Raw genomic sequence first — 26104 nt, forward strand, 5'->3', positions numbered from 1 at the left:
GTAATCTAAATTATTTAAGAAAGTAATTATAATTTAGATTTTTAAATTTAGATATGCCTGACATATCGCGTTACAACAATATTTTATATCCTTAAAAAAGAACTTGATTTTATATCAAGTTCTTTTTGTTTATATATCTTTTTTCCTTCAAGCAATTGAAAACCTTTCACTAAATTCTACTAAATACGACTTTGTATTTGATAATTGTATATTTTCATTCACACTTTTCCCATTTATTTCAAATCTTTCTCTTAAAATTATATTAATTTTAAAATAATCCTCGAACTTTTTTGATAATTTATTAATTTGTAAAAGTATTCAATTAACATATTTTTATGTAAACCTTATGTAACTTTGATGATATTTAAAAATAGGGTGTTTTTTTTATTAATCTTTTTATGATATCGTATGATTGTTGAAAATTTAAGTAATGGAGATTGAAAAATATGAAAAATGTAAACGTAAAACAAATGCTATTAAAATTATTATTCTTTTTCCTTGGCGTTTGGATAATCCAAGCTGGGGTTGCTATTTATCTTGAATCAAATATAGGATCAGATCCTTTTACAATATTTACTCAAGGTTTAGCTGATATATTAGGTATTATGCCTGGTACTGCAAATATGATTATTACTTTCACTTTCTTAGTAATAATATTCTTCGTAGCTAAACACCATATATTTATAGGAACAGTTTTAGCTATGTTCACAGCTGGACCATTCATCAATTTAATGATGACTGTTTTAAGACCTTTCCATTTAGAGCAATACAACTTCTTTATTAGAATGGTATTCGTTGCTATTAGTTGTGTAATTATAGCAATCGGATTCTCACTATTAAAGTCAACTGACTTAGGGGTTGCTCCAAATGATATAATTCCATTTATCTTAGCTGATAAAGCAAAGAAAAGTTACAGCGTAGTAAGAATGTGCATAGATGCTACTTTCTTAATCCTTGGATTCTTCCTTGGAGGAGTTGTTGGTGTTGGTACTGTAATCGCAGCATTACTTACTGGTCCATTAATACAATTCTTTATGCCAAAAATAGAAGCTGTATCTCACAAAATAATTTATTCAGAAGATGAATTAGCTGAGAGAAAGAAAAACGCACAAGCTTAAAATAACACTTACTTATATACAAACAGACAAGCATTACGCTTGTCTGTTTTTTTATTTTACTAATTCATTTACTATTTCTATTATCCTATGGATACAATTTATACCCGCTCTATTTTCTATCTCTTTATGCCTTAATTCTAATTCATCCTCACCATCATAACTAAAGTCAACTTTTAAACCTAGTACGTAGATATTATGATCTAAATTATCTAAAACTGAATCATTTAGCTTACCTCTTAAGCCTTTTACTGCAAAATCTAGTTCATCTAATATTCTTTTTATCTCTATAACATCATCTTCTTCATAAATATCTCCCTCGAAGATATTTATCTTTTTTCCTAAGTTGTTGCTCTCATTTAAAATAACGCCTAGAAGTTCAATAAAATCCATATAAAGTCCCCTTTTTATTTCTTTCCTAATAAAAATCTATTATAAAACTCTATAATTTATTACATATAATCTCGTTTTTTTATAGAATTCTACATAATTTCCTTAAGGTATGCATGTCTATACCACTATGTCACATATTTTTTATGCCTCTATATTGATTTTTAAGCTTGTTTTACCTTTGCAGTAATCCTTTTGCATATATCTACATCAAAACCTCTTATATTTCAATTTAAGCACATTACGATTTCACCATTAATTTTACATAATAATAATTTAGTTAATTAAATCCTTATTTATAAATTATTTTCTCCCGATTCTAATAAAAAAAAGATGCCCTAAAGCATCTTTTAAAATTACATTAAATAATATTTTTTAACTATTCCTATTACTTCTTTTGCTTGATTTGCTTGTGATTTAGGAACTTTAAATGAAATAGGTGCGTTATAAAATACTCCAGTGCTATGAATAGCGCTATTTCCATCTACTCCAATTTTTATATCTACATCATAATCAAAAGTTCCTGCTGTTTCAAAAGTTACACTCTTAACATTTTTCTTTGGGAAAAACTTAACTTCTACCTTTTTTCCAGTCATACCTTGAACATCAACTTGGTAAATCCCTAGATTAGTTAATATTATAGAATCTCTTAAAAATTGATATGAAGCTATAACCTCTTCTCCCTCTAATAAAAAGTCTTTTATAGGTCTTATATCAGCTCCAACCGTTGCTTTACCTACCATTTTATCAAATAATCCCATTATTCTTCTCTCCCTTTAAAATATAGTATTTATTAACTTATAACATGATATTAATATACTCTTATCTTTTTGTCAATTAATTTTACACAAAAAGTACTCTTTAAATAAAAAAAGCATAATATTTAATACTATGCTTTTCTTATACTCACTCATTAATTTTTTTGTTTCACTTTACTTATTTTAACTTTAATAGATTACTCTTTTTCCCACTCCATAGATCTTTTAACTGCTTTTTTCCAGCCTTTAAATAATTTATCTACTTCTTCTTTTTCCATCTCTGGTTCAAAAGTCTCACCTATACATTGCATTTCTTTTATTTCTTGTTTATCTTTCCAGAACCCAACTGCAAGTCCAGCTAAATAAGCTGCTCCAAGTGCTGTTGTTTCTATAATTATAGGTTTTTGAACTTTCCTTCCTATAATGTCAGATTGGAATTGCATTAAAAATTTATTTCTACTTGCTCCTCCATCAACACTTAAGACGTTTAATTCTGAACCTAAATCTGATGCCATTGCATCAATTACTTCTTTAGTTTGGTACGCTATAGCTTCAAGTGATGCTCTTATTAAATGATTTCTACTTGCTCCTCTTGTAAGTCCTAGAACAGCACCTCTTGCATACATATCCCAATAAGGTGCTCCTAGTCCAACAAATGCAGGAACTACATAGACTCCACCATTATTTTTAACTTTTTTAGCAAAATATTCTGAATCGGCTGCATCTGTAATTAATTTCATCTCATCTCTTAGCCATTGTATAACTGCACCACCGACGAATATTGAACCTTCTAAAGCATATTGAACGTTGTCTTTTGTACTTGCTGCTATAGTAGTTAAAAGTCCATGCTTACTACTTACTGCTTCATTTCCTGTATTCATAAGCAAGAAACATCCAGTTCCGTATGTGTTTTTAGCATCTCCTTTTTCAAAGGCAGTTTGTCCAAACAGTGCTGCTTGCTGATCTCCAGCCATACCCGCAACTGGAACTCTAACTCCCCCTGTACCACCAAGGTTAGTATACCCATATATTTCAGAAGAGCTCTTTACCTCTGGTAACATGCTCTTTGGAATATCTAATTCTTTTAATAATTTTTCATCCCATTTTAATTCTTTTATGTTATATAACATAGTTCTTGAAGCATTTGTATAATCTGTTACGTGTACTTTTCCGTTAGTAAGTTTCCAAACTAACCAAGTATCAACTGTTCCAAATAATAAATCTCCTCTTTCTGCTTTTTCTCTTGCACCTTCTACGTTATCTAAAATCCATTTTATTTTAGTGCCTGAAAAATATGCATCCAGAACTAATCCAGTAGTTTCTTTAATATATTCTTCTAAACCTTTTTCTCTTAACTCATCACAAATTTTAGCTGTTCTTCTACACTGCCAAACTATAGCGTTATAAACTGGCTCACCAGTATTTTTATCCCAAACTATAGTAGTTTCCCTTTGGTTTGTTATACCTATTGCTGCTATTTCGTCTTGAGTTATATTTGCTTTAGCAATAACTTCTTGCAAAACTCCAAATTGAGATGCCCAAATTTCCATTGGGTTATGTTCTACCCATCCTTCTTTAGGATATATTTGCGTAAACTCTTTTTGACTAATTCCTAATATATTTTGACCTTTATCAAAAATTATAGCTCTTGAACTTGTAGTTCCTTGATCTAATGCTATTACATATTTTCCCATATTAATCACCTCATAAAATTTTTAAAATGTCTTTTAGAATACAGTTACAAAAACAAATGCTCCAGCTAATGCTCCAACAATAGGTGCAACTACTGGTATCCAAGCATACTTCCAATCTGAATCTCTCTTACCCGGAACAGGTAAAATAGCATGTGCTATTCTTGGCGCTAAGTCTCTAGCAGGGTTAATTGCATACCCTGTTGTACCCCCAGAGCTTAAACCTATAGCCCAAATTAAAAGCCCTACTGCAAGTGTGTTTAAACCATTTGCCATTTCTACATTTCCAATCCCTAAAATACCAAACACTAATAAAAATGTTCCGAAGAACTCACTTATAAAATTAAATTTACTATTTCTTAGTGCTGGACCTGTACAGAATACTCCAAGCTTCCCATCTTTATCATCTGTTTCTTCAAAATGATTGTAATATTGAAGAAATACTAAGACTGCTCCAAGGAATGCCCCTATCATCTGAGCTGTAATATACATAGGAACTTGACTCCAAGAGAAATCACCTATTGCAGCTAAAGCTATTGTTAAAGCTGGATTAAAGTGAGCTCCGCTAGTTGCTCCAAATATAAATGCTGGTATTGCAACTGCAAATGCCCAACCAGATGAAATAACCATCCACCCTGAATTATGTCCTTTAGTTTTTTTCAAAACTACGTTAGCAACAACTCCATCCCCTAAATAGATAAGGATCATTGTTCCTATCATCTCTGCTAAAAAATTGACCATGTTCATTTCCTCCTATAATAATGCTTTTTTTCTATATTAATTAAAATTAAAATAGGCAAAAATAAAAAGAGAGCCCGCAAAGAAAACATCTCTGTCATCTATGCTAAACTCTCCTTCTCTTCCACATAAATTAAAGAAAATTTTATGAATCTTATAATTTGAAAACATTTACAGTATTATTATATCACGCTCGTCCTTAAAATCAATCTATTTTTTATTTTTTGTTTAATTTTTAAAAAACAAGACCCATCTGTTAGATAAAGGATCGTATTTTATATCATATATAGATTTAACATCATTAATAGTTGATGTGCATGTAAATGTCCAAGTTGGATTGCCTCCAAGCTTTTTAAATTCCCTATTTAAAATCTCATCTATAACAACTACCCTAAGTTCTCCCTCATCTTCATATCTAAATTTAACTGGTCTAATCTTACCTTTTTCATCAAACCAAGCAATAACTTGAATTACTTTAGAAACTTTCATAATTAATCAACTCCTATAAAATACTTCCCATCATCATATAATCCTCTTCTTCTAAAACTCCTCCACTAAGGGGTTTAATTTCTGAATTGATAAAAGTAGATCTAAAAACTGATTTATTACCATATCTAAATCTAATTTCATCAATAGTTTTATCAAGTGCTCTTCTTTTATCTTTTTTGTCATCATCAAATAAATTCTTTTGATAAAATTCATTAGAACAAAGCTTAGAAAACCTTACTCCTAAGTGCCTTATCCCTTCACCTTTCCAAACCTCATCAAAAGCCTTTGTTATCTCTTTAAACAATTCTTCTGTAGAATCTGTTGGTGAATTTAAAGTTACTTGGTGCGAATACCTTATAAATACATTAGTTTTTATAGAAACGTGAACTAAAGTGCACATAGTTTCATTTTTTCTAAGCCTCATAGAAGCTGTTTCAACTAAAGATAATAACACCTTTAAAGCATCTTCCCTCTTAAAAATATCAAAAGGGACTGTAGTTGAATTTCCAATACCCTTAACTTCAAGATAATTTTTATCCCTAACCTTTGAATTTTCAATACCATTTGCATAGTTATATATAACTTTTGCATAGCTTTTAAACATATGATTTAAAATATCAAAGTTGTAATGCGCTAAGTCACCTATAGTTTGAATATTAAGCTTTTTTAGCTTTTTTTCAGTTCTAATTCCTACCATAAATAAGTCCCTTATAGGTAATGGCCACATCTTATCTTTTATTTCTTCTTGAAATAGAGTATGAATCGAATTCTTTTTCTTAAAATCACTAGCCATTTTTGCTAAAAGTTTATTTGTGCTTATACCTATATTTACTGTAAAGCCTAGCTCTTTTTCAATCCTATCTTTTATCTCTATAGCTTTATCCATATAATTATCTTTTAAATGGCTCATATCCATAAAAACTTCATCTACTGAATATCTTTGAATAAGCGGAGAATACTCTCGTAAAAGCTCATACATAGCATCACTACATCTCATAAAAATTTTATAATCTGGCGGATACACTTTAAGGTCTTTACATCTTCCTAAAGCTTTTACAACAGGCTCCCCTGTTTGAATATTATATTTTTTAGCAGGGATAGACTTTGCTAAAACTATACCGTGACGCTCCTTTATATTTCCTCCGATTATTGAAGGAATAGTTCTAATATCAATATTATCTTCTCCAAACTGAAGTCTATGAACTGCTATCCAAGATAAATAAGCTGAATTAACATCTACATGAAAAATTATTTTATCATCCATTTTACCGCACCTTCTAAAAATATTTATATTAAAATAATACCGAACATACGTTCTTTTGTAAATAGTAAGTTTTTGGATAGAAAAAAATTAAGACTTATGTTTTTAAAATTTTAAACATAAGTCTTAATTAAAATATTATTTTATTTATTATTTTTAGCTTCTTCTAAACTAGCTTTCTTTTCGCTTTTTATAAGCATTGTCAAAGATACAGCTAAGCCTCCCCACAAGACTGTTGCACCTATCAAAAAGAAAGCTATCGCTACTTTTGTCATATAAAAAAGCCCCCTTTTTTAAACATCTAATTCTAAATTATTATTTAATTCCTCTTCTAAATCATCCTCTTTAACCTGCTCATCACTAACTTTATTAGCCTTCCAAGGCTTTTTAGTTATAACGAGTGCTACAATAATCCCAAACCCTATTACGCTCCATCCATAAGCTAAAAGCTGACTTACTTCATACCCTCCGTATGGTGCATTGATTTCTTTTAATACATTTTGAACTATCATATAGATTAAAAGAGCTGGTGTGATGAACTTAATAGCTACATCCCACCATTTCCCTATCTTAAAGTGAGAGATAGAATTTGCGTGCTCTCTTAATTCATCAGGTTTCAAAATCCAACCAATCAATATAACTTCAAATAGTCCCACTACAACTATTCCATAGCTATTTATAAATTGATCAACTATATCTAAAATATATAAACCTGCTCCTGTTGCAAATAGCGAGCTAAGTGTTGCCCCAATTAAACACATAGCTGTAACTACCTTTTTTCTGCTCCAACCAAACTTATCATTAAAAGGTGCTGAAACCGCTTCTGTTAATGATACTGACGAAGTTATTCCTGCAAATATTAAACATAAGAAGAATAACGGTCCAAGGAAGTTTCCTACAGTTCCCATAGTACTAAATATCTGTGGAAAAGCTACAAATGCTAATCCAATTCCACTTGATACAACTTCTGAAACTTGTACTCCTTGTGCTGTTGCCATAAACCCCAATATAGCAAAAACAGCTATAGCTGATAAAAACTCAAATCCACAGTTTGCAAAAGCTGTTACAAACGCACTATTATTTATATCAGTTTTTTTAGGAAGGTAACTTGAATAAGTCATCATAATTCCAATAGCTATACTTAATGAATAAAAAACTTGTCCATACGCTGCTATCCAAACATCAGGCTTAGTTACCATCTCCCAATCTGGAGTAAATAATGTATTAAGTCCAGCCATAGCCCCCTCTAAAGTTACAGCTCTAACTGCTATAATTATCATTATTAAAACCAAAGTTGGTAATAAAATCTTATTTACTTTCTCTATTCCCTTTTTAATACCCTTATAACAAACTACCCAGTTGATAACCCAAATAACTGCCACTCCAAGGAGTACATACCAAACTACTCCTCCTATTTGAAACGGTGATTCACTTAAATTAAGGAAGTCACCATTGAAAAATGAATTTGCATCACTTCCCCAGCCCTTTTTAAAACTAAGTACAAAATAATTCATAGCCCAACTTATGATTACTGAATAATACGCTACTATAATTGCTGATGTTATAGTTGGCCACCACCCAAGCCATTCCCACTTTTTAGATGCTCTTGCTATTGCAAGTGGTGTAGATCCTTTGTACTTATGCCCCATAGAATATTCAAGGATTAATAACGGTATACCTGCTGTAAATATTGCAAAGAAATATGGTATTAAAAAAGCCCCTCCACCATTTTCATATGCAACATAAGGAAATCTCCAAATATTCCCTAGTCCAACAGCTGAACCTATAGCTGCAAGTATAAATCCAATCTTTGATCCCCATTGTTCTCTGTTTTCTTCCATTAGCTTGCCCCCCTTTTTAAAATTATCAACCTATCACTTTTATTTTCTTTTTGTTGATAATTTAATAATTTATTTCTCTATATGTAAATATATTATTTATAATATTATATTATTTTTGATAAATTTCAATTGTTTCTTTTGTACTTGTACACAAATTCCAAATTTGTTCGCCATTCGTATACTTTTTTTACCAAATACCTCTTTTAACTCAAATTAATCAAGCTATAAAAAATAGCACTAACAAATCTGTTAGTGCTATTTTCACTATATAATAATACTTTTATTTGCTTTATTTATAATATTAGCTGGTATTTCTTCATTAAGTTCAAATATAAAACTTATCGGTTTATTACCTTTGTGACTTCTGTATTCACAAGTTCCTAAATACATAAAACTTTCTGTAATACCATCTTTTTTACTATTTTCTCTTACAAATAATAATATCTTACTATTTAATTTTTTATGGTTAATATATCTTTGTCCTGTATTACTTTCTACAGAAGTAGTGCTTTGACTCTGCCAATGGAATAACTTATCATTTATTGCATAGTCTTCATAAAGGGTAGATGGTGAAAATTCTTTATCGCTTTTATTTAATGTTATAAAAAACGCATCTAATTTTTTATCTTTAAAATACTTTACCCCTTCTCTAAAACTTGGCTTATTTTCATTATAATATCCTAAGGCGGCCATAATTTGATTTCTACTATACACGCAATGTAAGTCTAAAGGACATTCAAATCCTAAATCTACTTTTTTATCTATAAATGAAATATTATTATAGTTAAATTCTAATATTTCTTTAACTTCATTTATCATATTTGTGTTTTTTAATAAATCATTTATACCATCTTTTAAATCTGTATATCCTAATTTTTCGGGGCTCGCATCAAACATTGTGTAATAAAACATATATGCCATTAAGATATCTTCACTGCTCATATTATTAAATTCTACTCTTCCATTAATTAATTTTAAAATAAAATCAATAAACCTTCTTGAATTAATACTAAATAAGTTTTTAAGCTTTTTAGTCATATCTTTTTCTAAATTTTCATTAAAATCTTCTTTCTCACCTGCATCAACTAATAATCTACTAAAACTCCTATCACCTGATTTACCATAAAAATCTATCAAAGATAGGTTATAGTAAGATATAAAATTATAAAAATTAAGTTCTAAATCTGTATCACTTTTAAAATTCTTTATTTTAGAAATTAAATTTCTTTTATTATTAGTTAAACTTTTTATATTTTCTAAAATATATTCTTTTGCTCTCTTTTCTAGCTTAATATATGAACCTCTAGGCAAAGTTAAAAATCCATTTTCAATATATTCTTTTACCGGCTTATTAGTTTTTCCTATTAAAGCTCTAAACTTCTCTTCAAAATTATAGTTTTTATTAGCTTGTCCTACAAAGTCTAAAACAGTCAAACATTCCTTATCATCTGAAAGTCTAAGCCCTCTTCCAAGCTGTTGTAAAAATACAGTTAAACTTTCCGTAGGTCTTAAAAACATCACAGTATTAATTTCAGGAATATCAACCCCTTCATTATAAATATCTACTGCAAATATAAATTTTATTTCGCCACTTACTAATAATCTTTTTGCATCTTTTCTCTCATAATCCAAGCTCTCTCCAGTTACAGCTATAGATTTTATTCCTCTTCTTTTAAAGCTTTCTGCCATATATTTTGCATGTTCAACGCTAACGCAAAAACCTAATCCTTTAACATCCTCTAAATCAGTAACATATTCATTTAAACTTCTTATGATTTGGTCTACCCTTAAATCATTTCCTGTATAAACTTTATTAAGTTCTGATAAATCGTATCCTTTTCTTTTCCATTTTAATCTAGATAAATCTATATCATCTGTAACTGCAAAATATTGAAAAGGACATAATAATTTTCTATCTATTGCTTCTGGTAATCTTATCTCTGCAGAAATTCTATCTTCAAAATAACTGAAAACACTTTTACCATCTGCCCTCTCAGGCGTTGCAGTAAGCCCTAATAATACTTTAGGCTTATAATATTCTAGTAATTTTCTATATGAAGGTGCAAGTGCATGATGAAACTCATCTACAATAATAAAATCGTATTTATCCTCTGATGTTATATCTATTAATTCTTTGCTATTTAAGCTTTGAATAGATATAAATAAATGATCTAAATTTTCTCCTTTGTATTTACCTACAACTAAATCTCCAAAATTTCTATCTTTTAATATTGCCCTAAAAGTATCTCTACTTTGCTTTAATATTTCTTCTCTATGTGCTACAAATAGTAATGTATTTTTGTTAGAAAAATTATTCTTTTTGCAAAAGTTTTTGTAATCAAACGCTGATATTACAGTTTTACCAACACCTGTAGCTGCTACTAAAAGATTTCTATGCCTATTAAAGATTTCTCTTTCTACTTCTAATTTTTCTAATATTTCTTTTTGATACGAGAAAGGTCTTATATCTAAAGTATAATTAAAATCTTCACTTTCATCTCTAACTTCTTTTTTCAATGCTCTTTTTAAAAGCAACTTATCCTCATCAGTTCCTTTATATAAAACAAATTCTGAATCGTTAAAATAGCTCTCAAAGGTTGCATTAAACTTATTTACTATATCAAAAGAATCTTTTTCCGTAATTTTTATATTCCATTCTAACCCAGAAGTTAGCGCTGCATTTGATAAATTAGACGACCCTATGTATGCTGTAGTAAATCCAGTTTCTCTTGAAAACATATAAGCTTTTGCGTGAAGTCTAGTCCTTTCAGTATCATAAGAAACTTTTATTTCTGTATTTTTAAGCTTACTTAACTCATCTATAGCTTTAAAATCAGATGCTCCCATATATGATGTAGTAATTATCCTTAATCTTTTTCCATTGTTAGTAGCTTCCTTTAAGCTATCTATTATGCATCTTATACCACTCCACTTTACAAATGAAACTAACAAATCTATAGAATCACAAGACAATATCTCTTTGTTAAGTTCGCCTAGCATGTTAGGTTCTAAACTAGCCCCTGTAAAAAGAGAACTTTGTGATATTGGGGTCACAGGTCTTACAGCTTTTCCTTTTTTAAGGGATCTGCTATTATTAATTTTTGAGTATAGCGAAGTTAGTATTTCTCCTCTTTCTTCAATTTTGTATTTATCTATTTCAGAATCATTAGATATCTTTTCAAGTATATTCACTATTTTATTGCAAGCCTCAATCTGGCTTAAAAGCTTCTTTGACTCTTCTTTTTCATTATCTCTTATATAATTAAGTGACTTTCTTATAACTTCTTCTATATAACTTGATAAAACCACCTTAGCTTCTTCTTTATCTATTTTTTCTGTATCTATTAAATACTTAGTTTTATCTAATAGTTCTATGTTTTTTAATACTTCTTTATTTATAACTTGCTCATATATTCCCTCTTTCAAATAATTCACCTCTTTATTTAATTATACCAAATGGAAAACGGGCGTTACAAAAATAATGTAACGCCCGTTTATATATTTCATATAAAATATTATCTTATTTAGCTAATTTAATTTTGTGCATAAAATACATTACTGCAAATAATATTCCGATTCCTATAATTCCTGAAATAATATTTAATGAATTAAAGCTTAAATCGTACTTACTAAAATATTCAACTATTCCTAGTAAAATTAATGATACGAATGAAGCTCCTAAAATTACGTTTAATGATTTATTTAACATTTTCTCACCTCTAAAATAAATTTCTAAGCATTTACTTCTAAGTCTTCCTCATAGGTCAAATTTAAACGACTTACCTATTATAGTACAAAGTGAGAAATATTTACACCTTTTATTATAGATTTTACATTTTATTAAATGGTATTCGTTTACCTTATCATAATTCATAACATAATTTTATCTTTTTAAAAATATATTGTATCTAAACTCCCTCTTCTACTTCTTCTTTCCATATTAAATAATATAATAATGCCAGCCCAAACCCAACAGCTATTCCTATCCTTATATTTTCTGAATTATATAAACTTAAGCTATCAAAAACAATATTAATCGCTACAAGTATAGCTGCATATGTACCCATACTTATAATTCCTACTCTATAATTATGCTTGCCGTCACTATTCTTTTCTTTTAGCTTTTTTATTATATTTAATTTATTAAGTAGTTTTATCGATATAAAGTATACTATTATTCCAATTAAAGTTACTTGTAGTACCTCTTCTAAAAACTCCATTTTATACCGCCTCTATTTTTTTAATTTAACCGTTTCTATATGATTTTTTCTAGATTTTTTATCTAATATATTTGCTTTACTTAAATTATAATAAATATTATCTATCTCATCTTTTGTTAAATTCTTTTTTGGCCTATAATTTTCAATAGTCTTATTTAACATATTTCTTTTTATTACTATCCCTTTTGTATTTATCTTTTTTAATTCACATCTATTTGAAAATACGATTATTGATACTACTTGTACTTTAAACTTATCTAAAATTATACTATCTATAGCTTTTAGATGTCCCTTGTTCTGCCAAATTGGATTGTAAAATTTGCTTTTTTTATTATATATAACTTGAGTCCAAAATTTATAATTTTCATCTCCATAAATCCATCCACTATAATTTTTATCTTCTATTGAAAAAACTCCATTTTTACCTATTAATATGTGATCTATTTGAGTTGTTCCTCTTTCAGTTTTTAAAAGTACATCATCTAAAACCCTATATCCTTTTAGATTTGATAAACTTTTTTTAGTTTCTCTTTCCCCTATATATCCAGTCAATTTTGCTTTGTGCTTTGTTTCTATTATTTTAACTGTAATAACTAAAGCTAAAATAATTATACTTAAAACCATTATTGATTCCATTTCTTCTTTTGTTCCCCCTATTTAGTTTTAAATCATACTTATAAATACTTTACACCCTTGTCGGCAAAAAATACCTATTATCCTATAATTTCTAGCATTATATCACCTCTTAAGTAAAATTGTATCATAATGAATATATGTTATCATTTTTCATATAGAATATTTACATTTTATTCAAAATAAAGCCCTGTAGAAATACTACAGGGCTCATATTTTATATACTATTGAATTTTAATTTTATAACTAACCTATCATCTACTTTTTCGCTACTTATTTCTCCGTTCATTTTTTCTACTAGTAGCTTAACTATCGCAAGTCCAAGACCTGTGTTTTGTCCTGTCCTCATCCTATCTCCAGTGAAGAATTTTTCAAATATTCTTTTTGCACTTATCTCATCAAGAGATTCTGCTTTATTTGAAAATTCTATAATTAAACTTTCACCTTCTGGTTTTAGCTCTATTTTTACGTCACCTTCACCATGTTTTAAAATATTTTCTGTTATATTAGTAAAGACTCTGTTTAGAGCACTTTTTTCTCCTAATATTTTATATCTTTTTTCGTCTATATTTATAACAGGCTCTCCAAGTTTATCTGTTATAGATTCGTAAAAGGCTGCTATTATTTCTACTAAAACATCCGCTGGTACTATTTCTGTAAGTTCTAATTCATAATGCTCAGCTTGTATCCTTGAAAGTGAGTAAAAATCTCCTATTAATTTTTCTAAAACTTCCGATCTCTTTTTAACTATAGATAAGTAAATTTGTTTGTCTTCTTCTTTTGTTTCTTTTTCCTCTAACAAATATACATATCCCATAATAGATGTTAGAGGAGTTCTTAAATCGTGAGACATATTTGCAATAGAATCTCTAAGTTCTACATCCTTTTTCTTATAGGCTTCAATGCTATCATTTTTTTCTTCTATTAATAAGTTTATTTCTTTAACTAATTTCCCTAGAACTTTAGAAGGTGCCTTAAGTCTTATATTTCTTCTGCTATTTTCTATATTTATCTTATTTATCTCAGATGTTATATTTTTTATCTCTCTATTTCTAACTAATAATATAAAATTTAAAATTGCTATAATTATTAAAAGTAAAAATATTAATAGTCCTATCAAAACTTAAGCACCTCCTTTTATTTTATGTCTTTTTTCTTCATCATTAGAATCCCTAAAACCATAAATATTACAGTGTTCATTATTCCTGCACTAATGCATCTAAGTGCTTCGTTGAAAGTCATTCCTTGATTCGCTATTAAATCTAATGGATTCATTAAAAAATATTTATCTATAAAAGTAAATATGTGTCCTATATTTTGACTTAATAACACTGAAATAGTCGGAAATATAAATACAACTATTAAAGATAAAAATGCACCTCTTCCCTCCCCTTTTATAAGAAGTATTATAAGTGTATAAAATGTTATACACCCTAAAAGAGTTGGAATCGCAATCATATATCTAAAGAATATATCTATAAAATCATTTATTCCTCTATTTGGCATAATATTAAATATATAAGATGCAATAATTGAAACCATAAAACAAATTAAAAAAGTTATTAAGCCTAATATTAATTGAGTTATCACTTTTCCTATAAAAATACTACTTCTTTTTATATCTGAAGATGCTATATTTTTCATTGTGTTGTACTTACTTTTTTCAATTACGTTATCAGAGAATATAAACACAAATATTCCAGATAAATTTAGCATAATTAATAGCGGAGTAACAAGATTTTCCTTTGGTACCCCCTTCGTATGTGCATATCCATAAGAAAATCCTAATAATATTATAAATGCAACTAAAACTGCGTTTAAAATATAAAGATACGGCCTATTTAAATACTTATACAGATCAGCTTTTATTAGATTAAGCATATATTATCACCTACTTAACATCTCTTTTATTAAATATCGCTACCCCTATAGCTAAATAGATTATAAGACTTATTCCTCCCCCTATTAAGCATCTGTTTAATGCATCATTTGTTATACTATTATTTGAAATTAAAGGGTTCAGTGGATTTGTTAATATATATGGAGTTATTTCCTGTGCTATTTTTCCGCAATAATAATCTATTAAAGTGCTTAATACATTAACGGCATTAATAACTATAACACATATAAAAATAGCTAAACCTTCTTTTTTAAATAAGCTAACTACTAAATCATATAAAGCTAAAAGTGAAATATATACTGGAAATGATATAAAAAGTTTTTTGATTATAAGAATCATATTATTAACTTGATCGTTTCCAGCTATATTAAATATATTTATTATAATAACGAATGAAACTAATGCTACTATTATTGAAATTATTAATAATATAATTTGATTTAAAAACTTTCCTAAATATATCTCCCATTTAGAAATACTTGATGATACTGAATTTTTTAAAGTATCGTATTTATTATCTTCAAAGAAGTATGGAACATAAACAAGTAAAAATAAAGGTAGCATCGAAAAAGCTATATCAGTTAAAAAGAATAATCCATGTTCTTTAATTCCGTTATCCTTAGTTAATAAAGCTAAAAGTAAAATTCCTAATACTATTATTGCGTTTATTATATAAGTTCCAAGTCTGTTGCTCTTATAAAGTTCTGATTTTAAAACTCTAAACATTTTGCTCACCTCCGATAAGGTCAACAAAATATTCCTCTAAGTTTACTCCAACTCTTTCTATTGAATATACTTCTATTCCTGATTCTACTAAGTTTCTATTTATAACTTCAGGTTTATCTAGGTCTTTATAGATTTTAATGAAACCATCATTTAAGACTTCGTAAGAAGTGTTTCTCATAACTTTTTCTAATATAACTGTAGATTTTTTAGGGTCGCTTACTTTTATTAAAAGGTGATGCTTGCATTTTTCATTTAATTCTTCTTTTGTGATTTCTTCTACTATTTTTTTATCACTTAAAAATCCGTAGCAAGTTGCAAGTTGCGATAATTCACCTAATATATGACTTGAAACTAAAATAGTAACGCCTTTAACTTTATTTAAGTTTATTAAAACTTCCCTTATTTCTTTTATTCCTACTGGGTCTAATCCGTTTGTAGGTTCATCTAAGATTAAAAGTTCTGGATCTCCAAGAAGGGCAAGTGCAAGTCCAAGCCTTTGTTTCATACCTAACGAAAACTTACTAAACTTCATTTTTCCAGTGTGTGATAATCCAACTAACCTAAGAAGTTCATCTATAGATGTACCTCCGACTACCCCTCTTTGAATTTTATAATATTCTAAATTTTTCTTAGCTGAAAGGTAAGGATAAAAAGCAGGAGTTTCTATAATGTTTCCTATATTACTTCTAACTTCTCTCATTTCTTTTTTTGAAGTTTTATTAAATAATGCTATTTCACCAGATGTAATCTCAGTTAGTCCTAGTATCATCCTTATAAGCGTTGTTTTTCCGGCACCATTTTTACCTACTAAACCGTAAATATCACCTTTTTTAACATTCATATTTAAATCTTCTAGTACAGTATTATTTCTAAAACTTTTATTTAGATTTTTAACTTGTATAATGTTATTCAAGATATCATCTCCTCTTAAACTTTCTCTATAGGTTGTATTTTAAGGTATAATTTTCAAATCCCACTAAAGAAACACTTAAGAAAGACTTAATTTTTTATTCCATCTTAAATCCAACACCCCATATTGTTTTTATATACTCATTTTCACTATCTAATTCACTTAATTTATTTCTTAAATTGCTCATATGAACGTTAATAGTGTTATCATCTCCTAAAAATTCTTCTTCCCAAACTCTCTCAAAAAGATTTGCTTTAGTAAAAACTCTCTTAGGATTTTTAACTAGTAATTCAAGAATCTTAAATTCTTTTAATGTTAGATTTAAAAGTTCTCCGTTTACCCTAACTTCTCTTGAACTTGGGTCTATCTCTAAATTTTTAAATTTAAGTTTTTCATTTTCTAAAGAATTATTAAATTTACTTCGTCTTATTTGAACTTCTACTCTTGCTAAAAGTTCTTCTATATTAAAAGGCTTAGTAATAAAGTCATCCGCTCCAAGTTTTAAAACATTTACCTTATCAAAAATATCATTTTTAGCTGATACAACTATTATAGGAGTGTTTTTAATTTCTCTTATTTCTTTAATAAACTCTTCTCCTGTTATTCCAGGCAGCATCAAATCTAAAAGAACTAAATCATAATCATATAATTCTAAACACATTTTCCCCTCTGAACCAGAAAAAGCCTGCCTTGCATCATATCCATTTTTTAATAAGACTTTATATAACAATCCGTTTATATCAATATCATCTTCAACTATTAAAATATTACCTTTAGATTCCTCTCTCATACTTACCTCCCTAGGACTTTCTATTTATCTAATTTATATCTTACTATAATTTTATTTTCTTCTATTATTCTAACTGATTAATTAACATATAGTTAATAATTATCATTTTTTTCTACAATTTCTATCTTTAACTTTAATTTTCCCACTTAACATATTTTTTATTATATTAATCTATATTAATGTTTTAATTTAGATTAACTTAAAATAAACTCCTTAAGTGTATATTTTTCTCTCCACCTTTATAGTATTGATTATTTCCACTACACTATTGTTTTGCTTCTTTGTTGGTATTTTACCAAAATCACCTGAATAAAGGCGCTTTTTTATGTCCATAATCAAAATAACTAAAAAAATCAAAATTTTTCGAGGTGATATTATGGTACATACATCTGCTTGTCCCCATTGTGATTCAAAACACTTTATTAAATACGGTAAATATAGGAATGTCCAAAGGTATCAGTGCAAAGATTGTCTTAAGACTTTTAACGAAGGAACAGGGCTTGTCTGGCATAACACTAGAAAAAATGTTGAGCTTTGGGATAAATATACTCGTCTTATGTTATCTGGTGCTACTATAAGAGCTTGCGCAGATAGATTAAATATTTGCATAGAAACATCTTTTAGATGGAGACATAAAATCTTAAAGCATATCGGAACTTATACAGATTCTAGAAGAACTCACATAGTTACAGCTATAAGACATACTAAATTTTCAGAAAATTTTAAGGGGCAAAAGACTCCCCCTGTTTGCACTATTTCTAGAAGAAAAAATATCTTTGTAGCTACTACTATCAATAAAAACAATTACTCTTTAGCTAAGATATCCTTTGATTCAATGAGTCCTACAAAGGAATCTATAGAAGGTTTATTAAATGCATTCAATCCTGTATTTAATACTTATTTCCTGCCAGGAAAAGATAGATTTTCTTACCTTGTATCGAAAAAGTTAAACTATGCTCTTCATAAAAAGAAAGAATTAGAAATTTCTAAAGAAGAAGGGGAAAATTTACTTAGTAATTGTTCTGATTTTATATTGAATTTAAGAAGATGGCTTAGAAAATTTAGAAGTGTTGCTACAAAGTATCTACAAGTTTATTTAAATTGGTTCGTTTATATTTACGAAGGATCCTATGAAAAACATACTGTTTTGTCTAATTTAATAAGTTCTATTTTTTGTGTAAAAGTGATTTAATTTTCCTTAAAATAACTCCTAATATAGATCTGTTTTAATAGCTTGTCCCTCTGACTTTTACTTGTCTACTACAACCAAATTTTTATAGTTTGTCTAAATAATTTTTATTTGTCCAAAATATCAAAAATTTAACCCTATATAGCGAAAATCCCTTGTACCAATAATATGCCGTAACAATTGTGTAGTTTTTTTCATTTTTAATTTTTTTATTACTTATATACTATTAGTTTTTTTAAAATAGCTTTCAAAATCCTTCTGATTAACCTCATATTTATAGCTTTAAACCTAACTATTGCTATAGTTAACCTTAGTTAATGTGAAAATGGATAAGTAGTTTTTCCCTTTATTTCTTAATTAAACCCAATCTATAAAGTATACTTACTCATTAAAATCTTTCATTGATAAAAGTGCTATTATAAATGATATTACTAATATAGATAAATATTATTCAGATATACTTACCATAAAATAATCAATTAAAGACATTGTAAACATTGTTGAAAGTGTGTCTAACAAAATGAATATCACCTTTGCTGATTTTATATTTTCTATACAAAAAAAAAGATAGCTTCAAATTTAAAGCTACCTTATTAGTTCCTATCTCACATAACCTGAATTTGTATCTTTGCCTTGGGCAATGATTCTATAATTAGCGCCTCCGCTAATTACTTCTCTAACATTTCTCATATCTTCTCTGCAGTATATAGATTTAGAACAACATTCACTAGTATAACTCCATGATCTTTCTCTTACGTCCTGACCTCCACATGCAAAATTTTCAACTCTCTTATCACAATTAGAATTCATTTGAAACATTTCAATGCCCCCTTCTTTTAATATATTTTTATTTTTAAGTAATTGATTTTTATTATACAGTATATTCCAAATATTGTATATATGTTTTTGTATAAATTTTGAATATTTATTCAAAATGGTTATGTAGATACTTAAATTTTTAACTATTTATTCATATCACAGTATATTTCTTCTGTCAAGGAAATTGAATATTTTATAATTTATATAATAATTTTTTAACTAATCCTAATATTAAATCGTTATGATTAATTAAAAAATTATAGGCAAATAAAAAAAGATGATACTGTTTTGTATCATCTTTAATATATCCTAAAACTTATTTTTTTATTCTATTTCTTTGTTATCTTCGTGGTACTTTAAAAGTATTTCTTCGCCTTTTTTTATCATAGGGTTGTCCTCTTCTAATTTTTCAATTTTTTCTAAAGCACCTGGTCCTACTGCAAGAATCTCTTCTTTTGGTACATACCATTTAACTCTCCTGCAATGCTGAAGACCTAACCCTTCAAGTTCAACATCTGAAAATACAGGTTCATATCTATAAGGTCCTAAAACCTCACCTACTGCTACTATTTCTGACGTATCTTCTTCACTTAATTTCATCCTTTTTAAAATTAGTCTATCACCTATTTTTACATCTTCTGCAAAAGTTTTTACTACTTTGCCACTAGTTCCTAGGTCTTTATATAATATTCTATTATCGAAATAATCGCCGTAATCTCCTGGGCCTTGCAAAGCTACATTAAGCTTTATAAAAATATCTGATAGATCTACACTTCCATCCCCTGCTGATATTTGCCAATATTTCATTTAGATACACTTCCTTTTAAAAATCTAATTATTGATTTAATTTTATCACTTTAAATATTTATAGTATCAAACTTCAAAAATACTTTTTTAAAGTTTTACAATTGTAATTTATTCTTTTATATTTCCATCTATAGAATAGATTTTACTATATGAATTGTTATCTGGGAAAGAATATCCGCCTATAACTTTACCTTCACAAATCATAACACAAACCTTAGTATTTACTTTAAAATCACTTCTTAAAGTATGATTATCAACAACAAAAACATACAACGAAATATTTTTATTTAAATATTCCTCTGCCTTTTCTCTTTGCACATTCCAAACCATAAATTCATGCATACTTTTTAGCTTTTCTTTAGTTAAGGTGTATTCGTAGACTTTATTAGAAGTCTCAACTATGTTGTATCCCTTAGTCTCTAAATACTCTTTTGCAGTATTAAAATCTGCACTTGTAGGTTTCACATTTCTCTCAGTACATCCAACTAATAAAAACATACTTATTCCAACTAAAAACAAAAGAAATTTTTTCATAAAATCTCCCCCTTTGTAAACCTTTTCCATAGCTTTATTATAACACATCCAAGTTTAAAAAACTGTCACATAATTATGAATAAAAGTTTAAAGGGACTTTCCCTAAACTTAGAGAAAACCCCTTTTTCTTATCCTATTCTTTCACAAGTATATTCATTTAATAATGTCATTAATTTTCTCCAATTTATAGGATATTTATTGTTTCCTGTCTTCTCAATAAATCCACCATCTTTAGGCTTAATAGAAACGTACCATCTAGTTCCATCACAACCACTTCTATCTCTTGCATCAGTATCCCACGAATCGATGTTTATTAAGTAGATTTCTTCAACAAAATCATTAAAAACTTCCTCATCAATTTCTACTTCCTTATAATAGACCTTAGGGTCATCATCATAATTTATATAGTCTCTTGATAAATCAATTCTTATACCACCTTCTGTTCTTCCATATTTTAATTTTTTATCATCTGCTTTACCATCAAGGTAAATAAAATGGGATCTACCAAAGTACCCTCCCATATAAAAATTAAACGTTAACATAATTTTCCCACCTTTGTAACAATCTATCCACTTAATATTATATACCTCTTTATATTGTAAATTAACCCATTTAAACCAAATTTATTAGTTTTATAAAATTTATCTTACAATTTTTACAATTCTAAAATTTAGTACATAATTTAATATTTCAAAAACTTTCTAGTGTCTTATAAAATTTCTTATTATTATGATTTATTTCAATTCTGTTATATGACAGTTATTATTGGTTTTCCTATTATTAAGGCTACACTTAACTTGGTATATTTCTTGCTTTTAATATTTTAAATTACTAATTTATTAAACTTAAGGAGTGAATTTATAATGGATAAATACAAAGGAAAATGTCTATCTAAAACAATCTTAGCTATAATGATAGCAAACACTATAATTACAGCTTTTCCAGCATCAACTAAAGCTATAGAATCTAAAAATCCAACATCTACTGAGTCGCCGTCTTTAAATTCTGCAGCCGATTATATTGATATTAACGGAGATTTTGAAAACACTCACGTTATAACAGATTCTTTTAAAGATTTTTGGAAAGATTCTATTAAGCCACAAAAATGGGATCTAAGACATCACACTTCTGCTCCAAATAATCCTTTAGGCGAAGTTATAAAAGATGATGTAACTTCAAACTCTAACGCTGTAAAAATTTCTTTAGATAAATCAAGTGGTTTCTTACTTCAAAGCGTACCTGTTAGTGGTGGACGTAAGTATACCGTATCTGCAGATTTAAAAACAGAAAATTTAAGTATTGATAGCACTAACCAATCCCATACCCCTTTTGAATTTAGAGTAGAAGAACTTAAAGGAGATACTGTTTTAACTAGACATTCTATTACTAAATTAAAAGGAAATAATAGCTATAAAACTTATTCAAAAGAAATAAAATTAAATCCTGATACTACTTCACTTAAATTCGTATTTGCTTTTGATACTTATACTAAACTTGGTGCCTTTGGAAATGTTTTTATTGATAATGTATCTTTAAAAAAGGAAGAAATTAAACCTATTTCAATTTCTTTAGATAAGAATGAAATTAATTCTTCTACTGGTTCTAAGGGGTTATTAAATTATTCTATAGAGCCAAAAGATTCAACTTCTAAAGATGTTATTTTCACTTCAAATAATCCAGATATAGTATCTATTAATAATTCAGGTGAATTTAAATCTTTAAAAGAAGGAGAAGCTATAATAACTGCATCTCTTAAGGATTACCCAGAAATAAAAACAAATTGCAGCATTAAAGTTTTTGATTTTCTTCCTATAGATAAGATAGAGTTTGATAAAACTGATTACTCTATAGAGTTAGGTAAAAACCTTATTATAAATCCTAAAATTTCACCAAAAGATTCAAATGAATCTTACTACTTCGACTTTAGTAATCCTAGTATATTAGAATACAAAGATGAAATAATAAAAGGAATTAAGCCTGGAACTTCAATTGTTTATGCTAAAAACAGTAGCGGAAATATTGTAGGAAAATTTAACCTTACTATTAAAGATTATAAAGAAGATAAGTTTGATAAATTAGTAAACAGATATTACGATTCACTTGTGCCTAATGACCTTTTAGATAAAAATAATCCTTCTGATATGGAAGCTGTAAAAAGTATTTCAAACCAAGCTGAAGAATACTTAAAATCTATGAATAAATCTCAAGATAGAACTTCTCTTTGGGATGAATTTGAAAGTACTACAGCTTCAACTAACATAACTAAATCCTTTGAAAGATTTTGGACTATGGCTAGAGCATTTTCTTTAAAAGGATCTAACTTAGAAGGAAATACTACTCTTCTTAAAGAAACTATTTCAGGAGTTAACTGGCTGCTTGAAAATAGATATGACGGAAAAAGTTATTATAACAATTGGTGGGACTTTCAAATAGGAACTCCTCAAAAGCTTAACGACATATTAGTTATGCTTTTAGATTATCTTTCTCCTGAAGAATTATCTAAAGCTTTTAATTCTATAGATTTTTATGTTCCAAACGCTAGAGACCAATGGAGAGGAAATACAACTGTCCCTGGACAAGTCGTAACTCAAACTGTTGGTGCAAATAGAACTGATATGTGCTTAGTTATAGCCCTTAGAGGTCTTTTAGGAAAAGATGAGAAAAAGCTTAAAGAAGTTTCACCTGATATGATGCAAGAAATTAAATATGTTGATAAATTAGATGGATTTTACGAAGATGGCTCTATAATACAACATACTGCTCTTCCATACACAGGAACGTATGGTTCTATTTTATTAAGTGGAATTGGAAAAGTTTCAAGCTTACTTTCTGGAAGTGAATATAACATTCCAGAAGATAAAACTACTATGATGTATGATATTATTGAAAAATCCTTTGAACCTCTAATGCATAAAGGTTTACTTATGGACTCTGTAAGCGGAAGAAGTATATCTAGAGCTTCAGGACAAGACATAAATAATGGTGAAGGTTTAATGAAAACTATAGTAAAATATTATATCCCAGCAGCCTCTCCTAAAAAGGCTACTGAACTTAAAGAGATGGTTAAATACTGGTTAGTTTCAAACGACTCAAAAGATATACTTCAAACTACTAATGATTTAGAATTTAGGGCTTTAGCAAAGAATATAGTTAATGACCCTAACATTAAATTAAGAGGTGAACTTTTAGGAAATTGGAACTACGCAAATATGGATAGAGCAGTTCAAAGAAGTAAAGGCTTCCAAGCTTCTTTAAGTATGTATTCTACAAGAACATTTATGCATGAAGGTGGAATGAATGGTGAAAATCTAAAAGGCTACCATACAGCAGATGGAATGCTTTACGTATATAATGATGATTTAGAGCAATTTAATAAAAACTTTTGGCCAACTGTTGACCCAAATAGACTTCCTGGAACTACTGTAGATAAAACTAACCTTAAAAATTCTTCTGGTGGAGACAAGCAGCGTGGAAATTCTGATTGGGTAGGTGGAAGTTCCCTTGGTGATTTTGGTGTATCTGGAATGCAATTAGATAAAAAGAATCATAAAGATCACGGCTCTATGGATTTAACTGCTAAAAAATCTTACTTTTTCTTTGATAACGAAATTGTTTTATTGGGTTCAGATATAAATAGCTCAACTGATACTAACATAGAAACAATTATAGAAAACAGAAGGCTTATAAATGGGGATGAAAAAGTTACTGTAGACGGGAAAGAAGCTATAAAAGATTCTGGTGATTCTATAGTTAAAGAAGATGCAAGTTATGTTCATCTAAATGGATCAAAAGAAAACACTTCTTTTGGATATTACTTCCCTGAAAAAACTACTATAAACCTTTTAAGAGATTATAGAACTGGTTCTTACAAAGATATAAACACAGGACAATCAGATTCTAAAGTTTCTAATACCTTTATGACTATGACTTTAGACCACGGAATAAAGCCTAAAGAATCTGGATACTCATATGTTATCCTTCCAAATGCAACTGAAAAAGAAACTAAGGACTATTCAAAAAAACCTGATATAAAAATATTATCTAATACTAAAGATATTCAATCAGTTAAAGACAAAAACTTAAATGTTACAGCTGCAAACTTTTGGAGTGAAAATGGTGGAAAAATAGATAAGGTATCTGTAAACTCAAAAGCATCAGTTATATATAAAGAAAAAGACGGTATTTTAAAGGTTGGAATATCTGATCCAACTATGAAAAATAATGGCACTATAAGACTTGAACTAAACAAAAAGTTTAAAGAACCTATAAAGTTAGATAAAGGTATGACTTTAGTTCAAACTAATAATTCTAAAATAATTATAGATGTAGATATGTCTAACTCAAAAGGACAAACAAAAATCGCAGAATTTAAACTTCATAAAAATTAAAATTTTAGGCTTCTAAAGTATTAAACTTTAGAAGCCTATTTAAATTAAAATGATATATTATCTGGGTCTGGTCCTATTCTCTTTGATTTTTTACTAATAATTAATTTTATAATTAACATACTAATCAAAACAGCCCCTAAGAAAACTTTTATTAAAATACTATCTAAAGAGTAAGCAAACATAAATACTGTTAGTAATTTTGATAGAATTGCTAAAATAATAAATTTATAAACCTTTATATTTGAAAACCCTGAACCAATACATATAACTTCGTCTGGTAAGATTGGAATTATAAATAAAAAAACTATTACAAGCGCTTGATTCTTTTCAATATATCTGTTGAATTTTTCTAAGCTTTTATCTTTAATAAAATTTTTAATAACTTTCTCACCTATAAATTTAGATATAGAAAACATAGTTATTATACCAAATATAGTTCCTAAAAAACCTAAAATCGCACTACTAAAATTACCAAAGATAAGGCTTCCTGTCATAATTATCAAAGGTTCAGGTAAAGGTAGAATTATAGGCTGTAAAAAACATATCATAAGGTAAAGAAATTTAACATTTACCTTTGATGAAAGAATTAAATCTTTAAATTCATTAATATCTGTTATTTTTAAGTATTTATAAAGAACATATAATAATATCATTACTAAAATACTAATTATAAAAATTAAAATAGCTTTTCTTTTGTTTCTCTTTTCTAATATTTTATCCATAATTCACCCTACCTTTATATTAATGCTTAATTTTTTTAAAACAATAATAAGCTATAATACTTATTACTAATACAGCAAAAATAATCATCTATCCACTTCCTTATATCCTTTTCTTTAATATAATTTTAAAAATATATCTTTAATAATCTAATAGGAAAACTTTTAATTTTTCTTAATAAATAA

At 27.9% G+C, this 26104-nt stretch carries 25 protein-coding genes; 3 read left to right on the top strand and 22 right to left on the bottom strand.

The genetic code is table 11. From position 1 onward, the window contains the following. Positions 1-446: 446 nt before the first annotated feature. Positions 447-1118 (top strand): YitT family protein, encoded by a 672-nt coding sequence (locus M4I33_RS02940; protein ID WP_194192338.1) that lies wholly within the window; start codon positions 447-449, stop codon positions 1116-1118. Between the two features lie 51 nt (positions 1119-1169). Here the strand turns inward: M4I33_RS02940 and M4I33_RS02945 are convergent, their stop codons facing one another. From M4I33_RS02945 to M4I33_RS03025, 17 genes are all read right to left on the bottom strand, one after another. Then, the gene (locus M4I33_RS02945) at positions 1170-1508 is read right to left on the bottom strand and encodes a hypothetical protein (RefSeq protein ID WP_257915387.1); all 339 of its coding nucleotides are present in this window, start codon (positions 1506-1508) and stop codon (positions 1170-1172) included. Positions 1509-1861: 353 nt separating this feature from the next. Next, positions 1862-2266, bottom strand: a complete 405-nt coding sequence (locus M4I33_RS02950) for a PH domain-containing protein (protein ID WP_257915389.1) — start codon at positions 2264-2266, stop codon at positions 1862-1864. Positions 2267-2460: 194 nt separating this feature from the next. Then, positions 2461-3957 carry a glycerol kinase GlpK gene (gene glpK / locus M4I33_RS02955; RefSeq protein ID WP_257915390.1) on the bottom strand — a complete coding sequence of 499 codons (1497 nt, stop codon included), beginning with the start codon at positions 3955-3957 and terminating at the stop codon, positions 2461-2463. A 33-nt stretch (positions 3958-3990) separates the two neighbouring features. Further along, positions 3991-4695, bottom strand: a complete 705-nt coding sequence (locus M4I33_RS02960) for an MIP/aquaporin family protein (protein WP_257915391.1) — start codon at positions 4693-4695, stop codon at positions 3991-3993. 225 nt (positions 4696-4920) lie between these two features. Further along, positions 4921-5181, bottom strand: coding sequence for a hypothetical protein (locus M4I33_RS02965; protein WP_257915392.1), 261 nt, complete (start codon positions 5179-5181; stop codon positions 4921-4923). 13 nt (positions 5182-5194) lie between these two features. Next, positions 5195-6445, bottom strand: coding sequence for a DNA polymerase IV (locus M4I33_RS02970; protein WP_257915393.1), 1251 nt, complete (start codon positions 6443-6445; stop codon positions 5195-5197). A 140-nt stretch (positions 6446-6585) separates the two neighbouring features. Continuing rightward, positions 6586-6717: a MetS family NSS transporter small subunit gene (locus M4I33_RS02975; protein ID WP_257915394.1), complete on the bottom strand. Its 132-nt coding sequence runs from the start codon at positions 6715-6717 to the stop codon at positions 6586-6588. A gap of 18 nt (positions 6718-6735) precedes the next feature. Beyond that, positions 6736-8283 carry a sodium-dependent transporter gene (locus M4I33_RS02980; protein WP_257915395.1) on the bottom strand — a complete coding sequence of 516 codons (1548 nt, stop codon included), beginning with the start codon at positions 8281-8283 and terminating at the stop codon, positions 6736-6738. 264 nt (positions 8284-8547) lie between these two features. Further along, a complete protein-coding gene (locus M4I33_RS02985) occupies positions 8548-11709 on the bottom strand; it encodes a DEAD/DEAH box helicase (RefSeq protein ID WP_257915396.1) in 3162 nt (1053 codons plus the stop codon). Positions 11710-11803: 94 nt separating this feature from the next. Continuing rightward, positions 11804-11992, bottom strand: a complete 189-nt coding sequence (locus M4I33_RS02990) for a hypothetical protein (protein WP_257915397.1) — start codon at positions 11990-11992, stop codon at positions 11804-11806. Between the two features lie 199 nt (positions 11993-12191). Next, on the bottom strand, positions 12192-12503 hold the full coding sequence (locus M4I33_RS02995; RefSeq protein ID WP_257915398.1) for a hypothetical protein: 312 nt from the start codon (positions 12501-12503) through the stop codon (positions 12192-12194). Positions 12504-12515: 12 nt separating this feature from the next. Then, positions 12516-13139: a nuclease-related domain-containing protein gene (locus tag M4I33_RS03000; protein WP_257915399.1), complete on the bottom strand. Its 624-nt coding sequence runs from the start codon at positions 13137-13139 to the stop codon at positions 12516-12518. A 214-nt stretch (positions 13140-13353) separates the two neighbouring features. Further along, complete coding sequence (locus M4I33_RS03005) at positions 13354-14256, bottom strand: sensor histidine kinase KdpD (protein ID WP_257915400.1); 903 nt, start codon at positions 14254-14256, stop codon at positions 13354-13356. A gap of 17 nt (positions 14257-14273) precedes the next feature. Then, on the bottom strand, positions 14274-15017 hold the full coding sequence (locus M4I33_RS03010) for a hypothetical protein (RefSeq protein ID WP_257915401.1): 744 nt from the start codon (positions 15015-15017) through the stop codon (positions 14274-14276). A gap of 10 nt (positions 15018-15027) precedes the next feature. Further along, positions 15028-15762 (bottom strand): ABC transporter permease subunit, encoded by a 735-nt coding sequence (locus tag M4I33_RS03015; RefSeq protein ID WP_257915402.1) that lies wholly within the window; start codon positions 15760-15762, stop codon positions 15028-15030. Next, positions 15755-16675 (bottom strand): ATP-binding cassette domain-containing protein, encoded by a 921-nt coding sequence (locus tag M4I33_RS03020; RefSeq protein WP_257915403.1) that lies wholly within the window; start codon positions 16673-16675, stop codon positions 15755-15757. Before M4I33_RS03020 ends, M4I33_RS03015 begins: the two co-directional genes overlap by 8 nt. Positions 16676-16769: 94 nt before the next feature. Further along, entirely contained in the window at positions 16770-17462 is a 693-nt protein-coding gene (locus tag M4I33_RS03025; RefSeq protein WP_257915404.1) for a response regulator transcription factor, read from the bottom strand. A gap of 376 nt (positions 17463-17838) precedes the next feature. Between M4I33_RS03025 and M4I33_RS03030 the strand changes: the two genes are divergently transcribed. Further along, positions 17839-18654: a hypothetical protein gene (locus M4I33_RS03030; RefSeq protein WP_257915405.1), complete on the top strand. Its 816-nt coding sequence runs from the start codon at positions 17839-17841 to the stop codon at positions 18652-18654. A 597-nt stretch (positions 18655-19251) separates the two neighbouring features. Here M4I33_RS03030 and M4I33_RS03035 read toward each other — a convergent pair. The 4 genes from M4I33_RS03035 to M4I33_RS03050 all read right to left on the bottom strand — a co-directional run bounded on the left by M4I33_RS03035 (position 19252) and on the right by M4I33_RS03050 (position 21353). Next, entirely contained in the window at positions 19252-19470 is a 219-nt protein-coding gene (locus tag M4I33_RS03035) for a hypothetical protein (protein ID WP_257915406.1), read from the bottom strand. 324 nt (positions 19471-19794) lie between these two features. Next, positions 19795-20277, bottom strand: a complete 483-nt coding sequence (locus M4I33_RS03040) for a hypothetical protein (RefSeq protein WP_257915407.1) — start codon at positions 20275-20277, stop codon at positions 19795-19797. Between the two features lie 108 nt (positions 20278-20385). Then, on the bottom strand, positions 20386-20811 hold the full coding sequence (locus tag M4I33_RS03045; RefSeq protein WP_257915408.1) for a hypothetical protein: 426 nt from the start codon (positions 20809-20811) through the stop codon (positions 20386-20388). 128 nt (positions 20812-20939) lie between these two features. Further along, positions 20940-21353 carry a hypothetical protein gene (locus M4I33_RS03050; protein ID WP_257915409.1) on the bottom strand — a complete coding sequence of 138 codons (414 nt, stop codon included), beginning with the start codon at positions 21351-21353 and terminating at the stop codon, positions 20940-20942. A 321-nt stretch (positions 21354-21674) separates the two neighbouring features. On the opposite strand from M4I33_RS03050, the gene M4I33_RS03055 reads away from it, so the two are divergent. After that, a complete protein-coding gene (locus M4I33_RS03055) occupies positions 21675-25199 on the top strand; it encodes a polysaccharide lyase 8 family protein (RefSeq protein ID WP_257915410.1) in 3525 nt (1174 codons plus the stop codon). A 44-nt stretch (positions 25200-25243) separates the two neighbouring features. Here M4I33_RS03055 and M4I33_RS03060 read toward each other — a convergent pair whose 3' ends face one another. Beyond that, the gene (locus M4I33_RS03060) at positions 25244-25921 is read right to left on the bottom strand and encodes a TVP38/TMEM64 family protein (RefSeq protein WP_257915411.1); all 678 of its coding nucleotides are present in this window, start codon (positions 25919-25921) and stop codon (positions 25244-25246) included. Positions 25922-26104 lie beyond the last annotated feature (183 nt).

Origin of the sequence: Clostridium sp. LY3-2, from assembly GCF_024705715.1 — a bacterium.
GTDB lineage: Bacteria > Bacillota > Clostridia > Clostridiales > Clostridiaceae > Clostridium.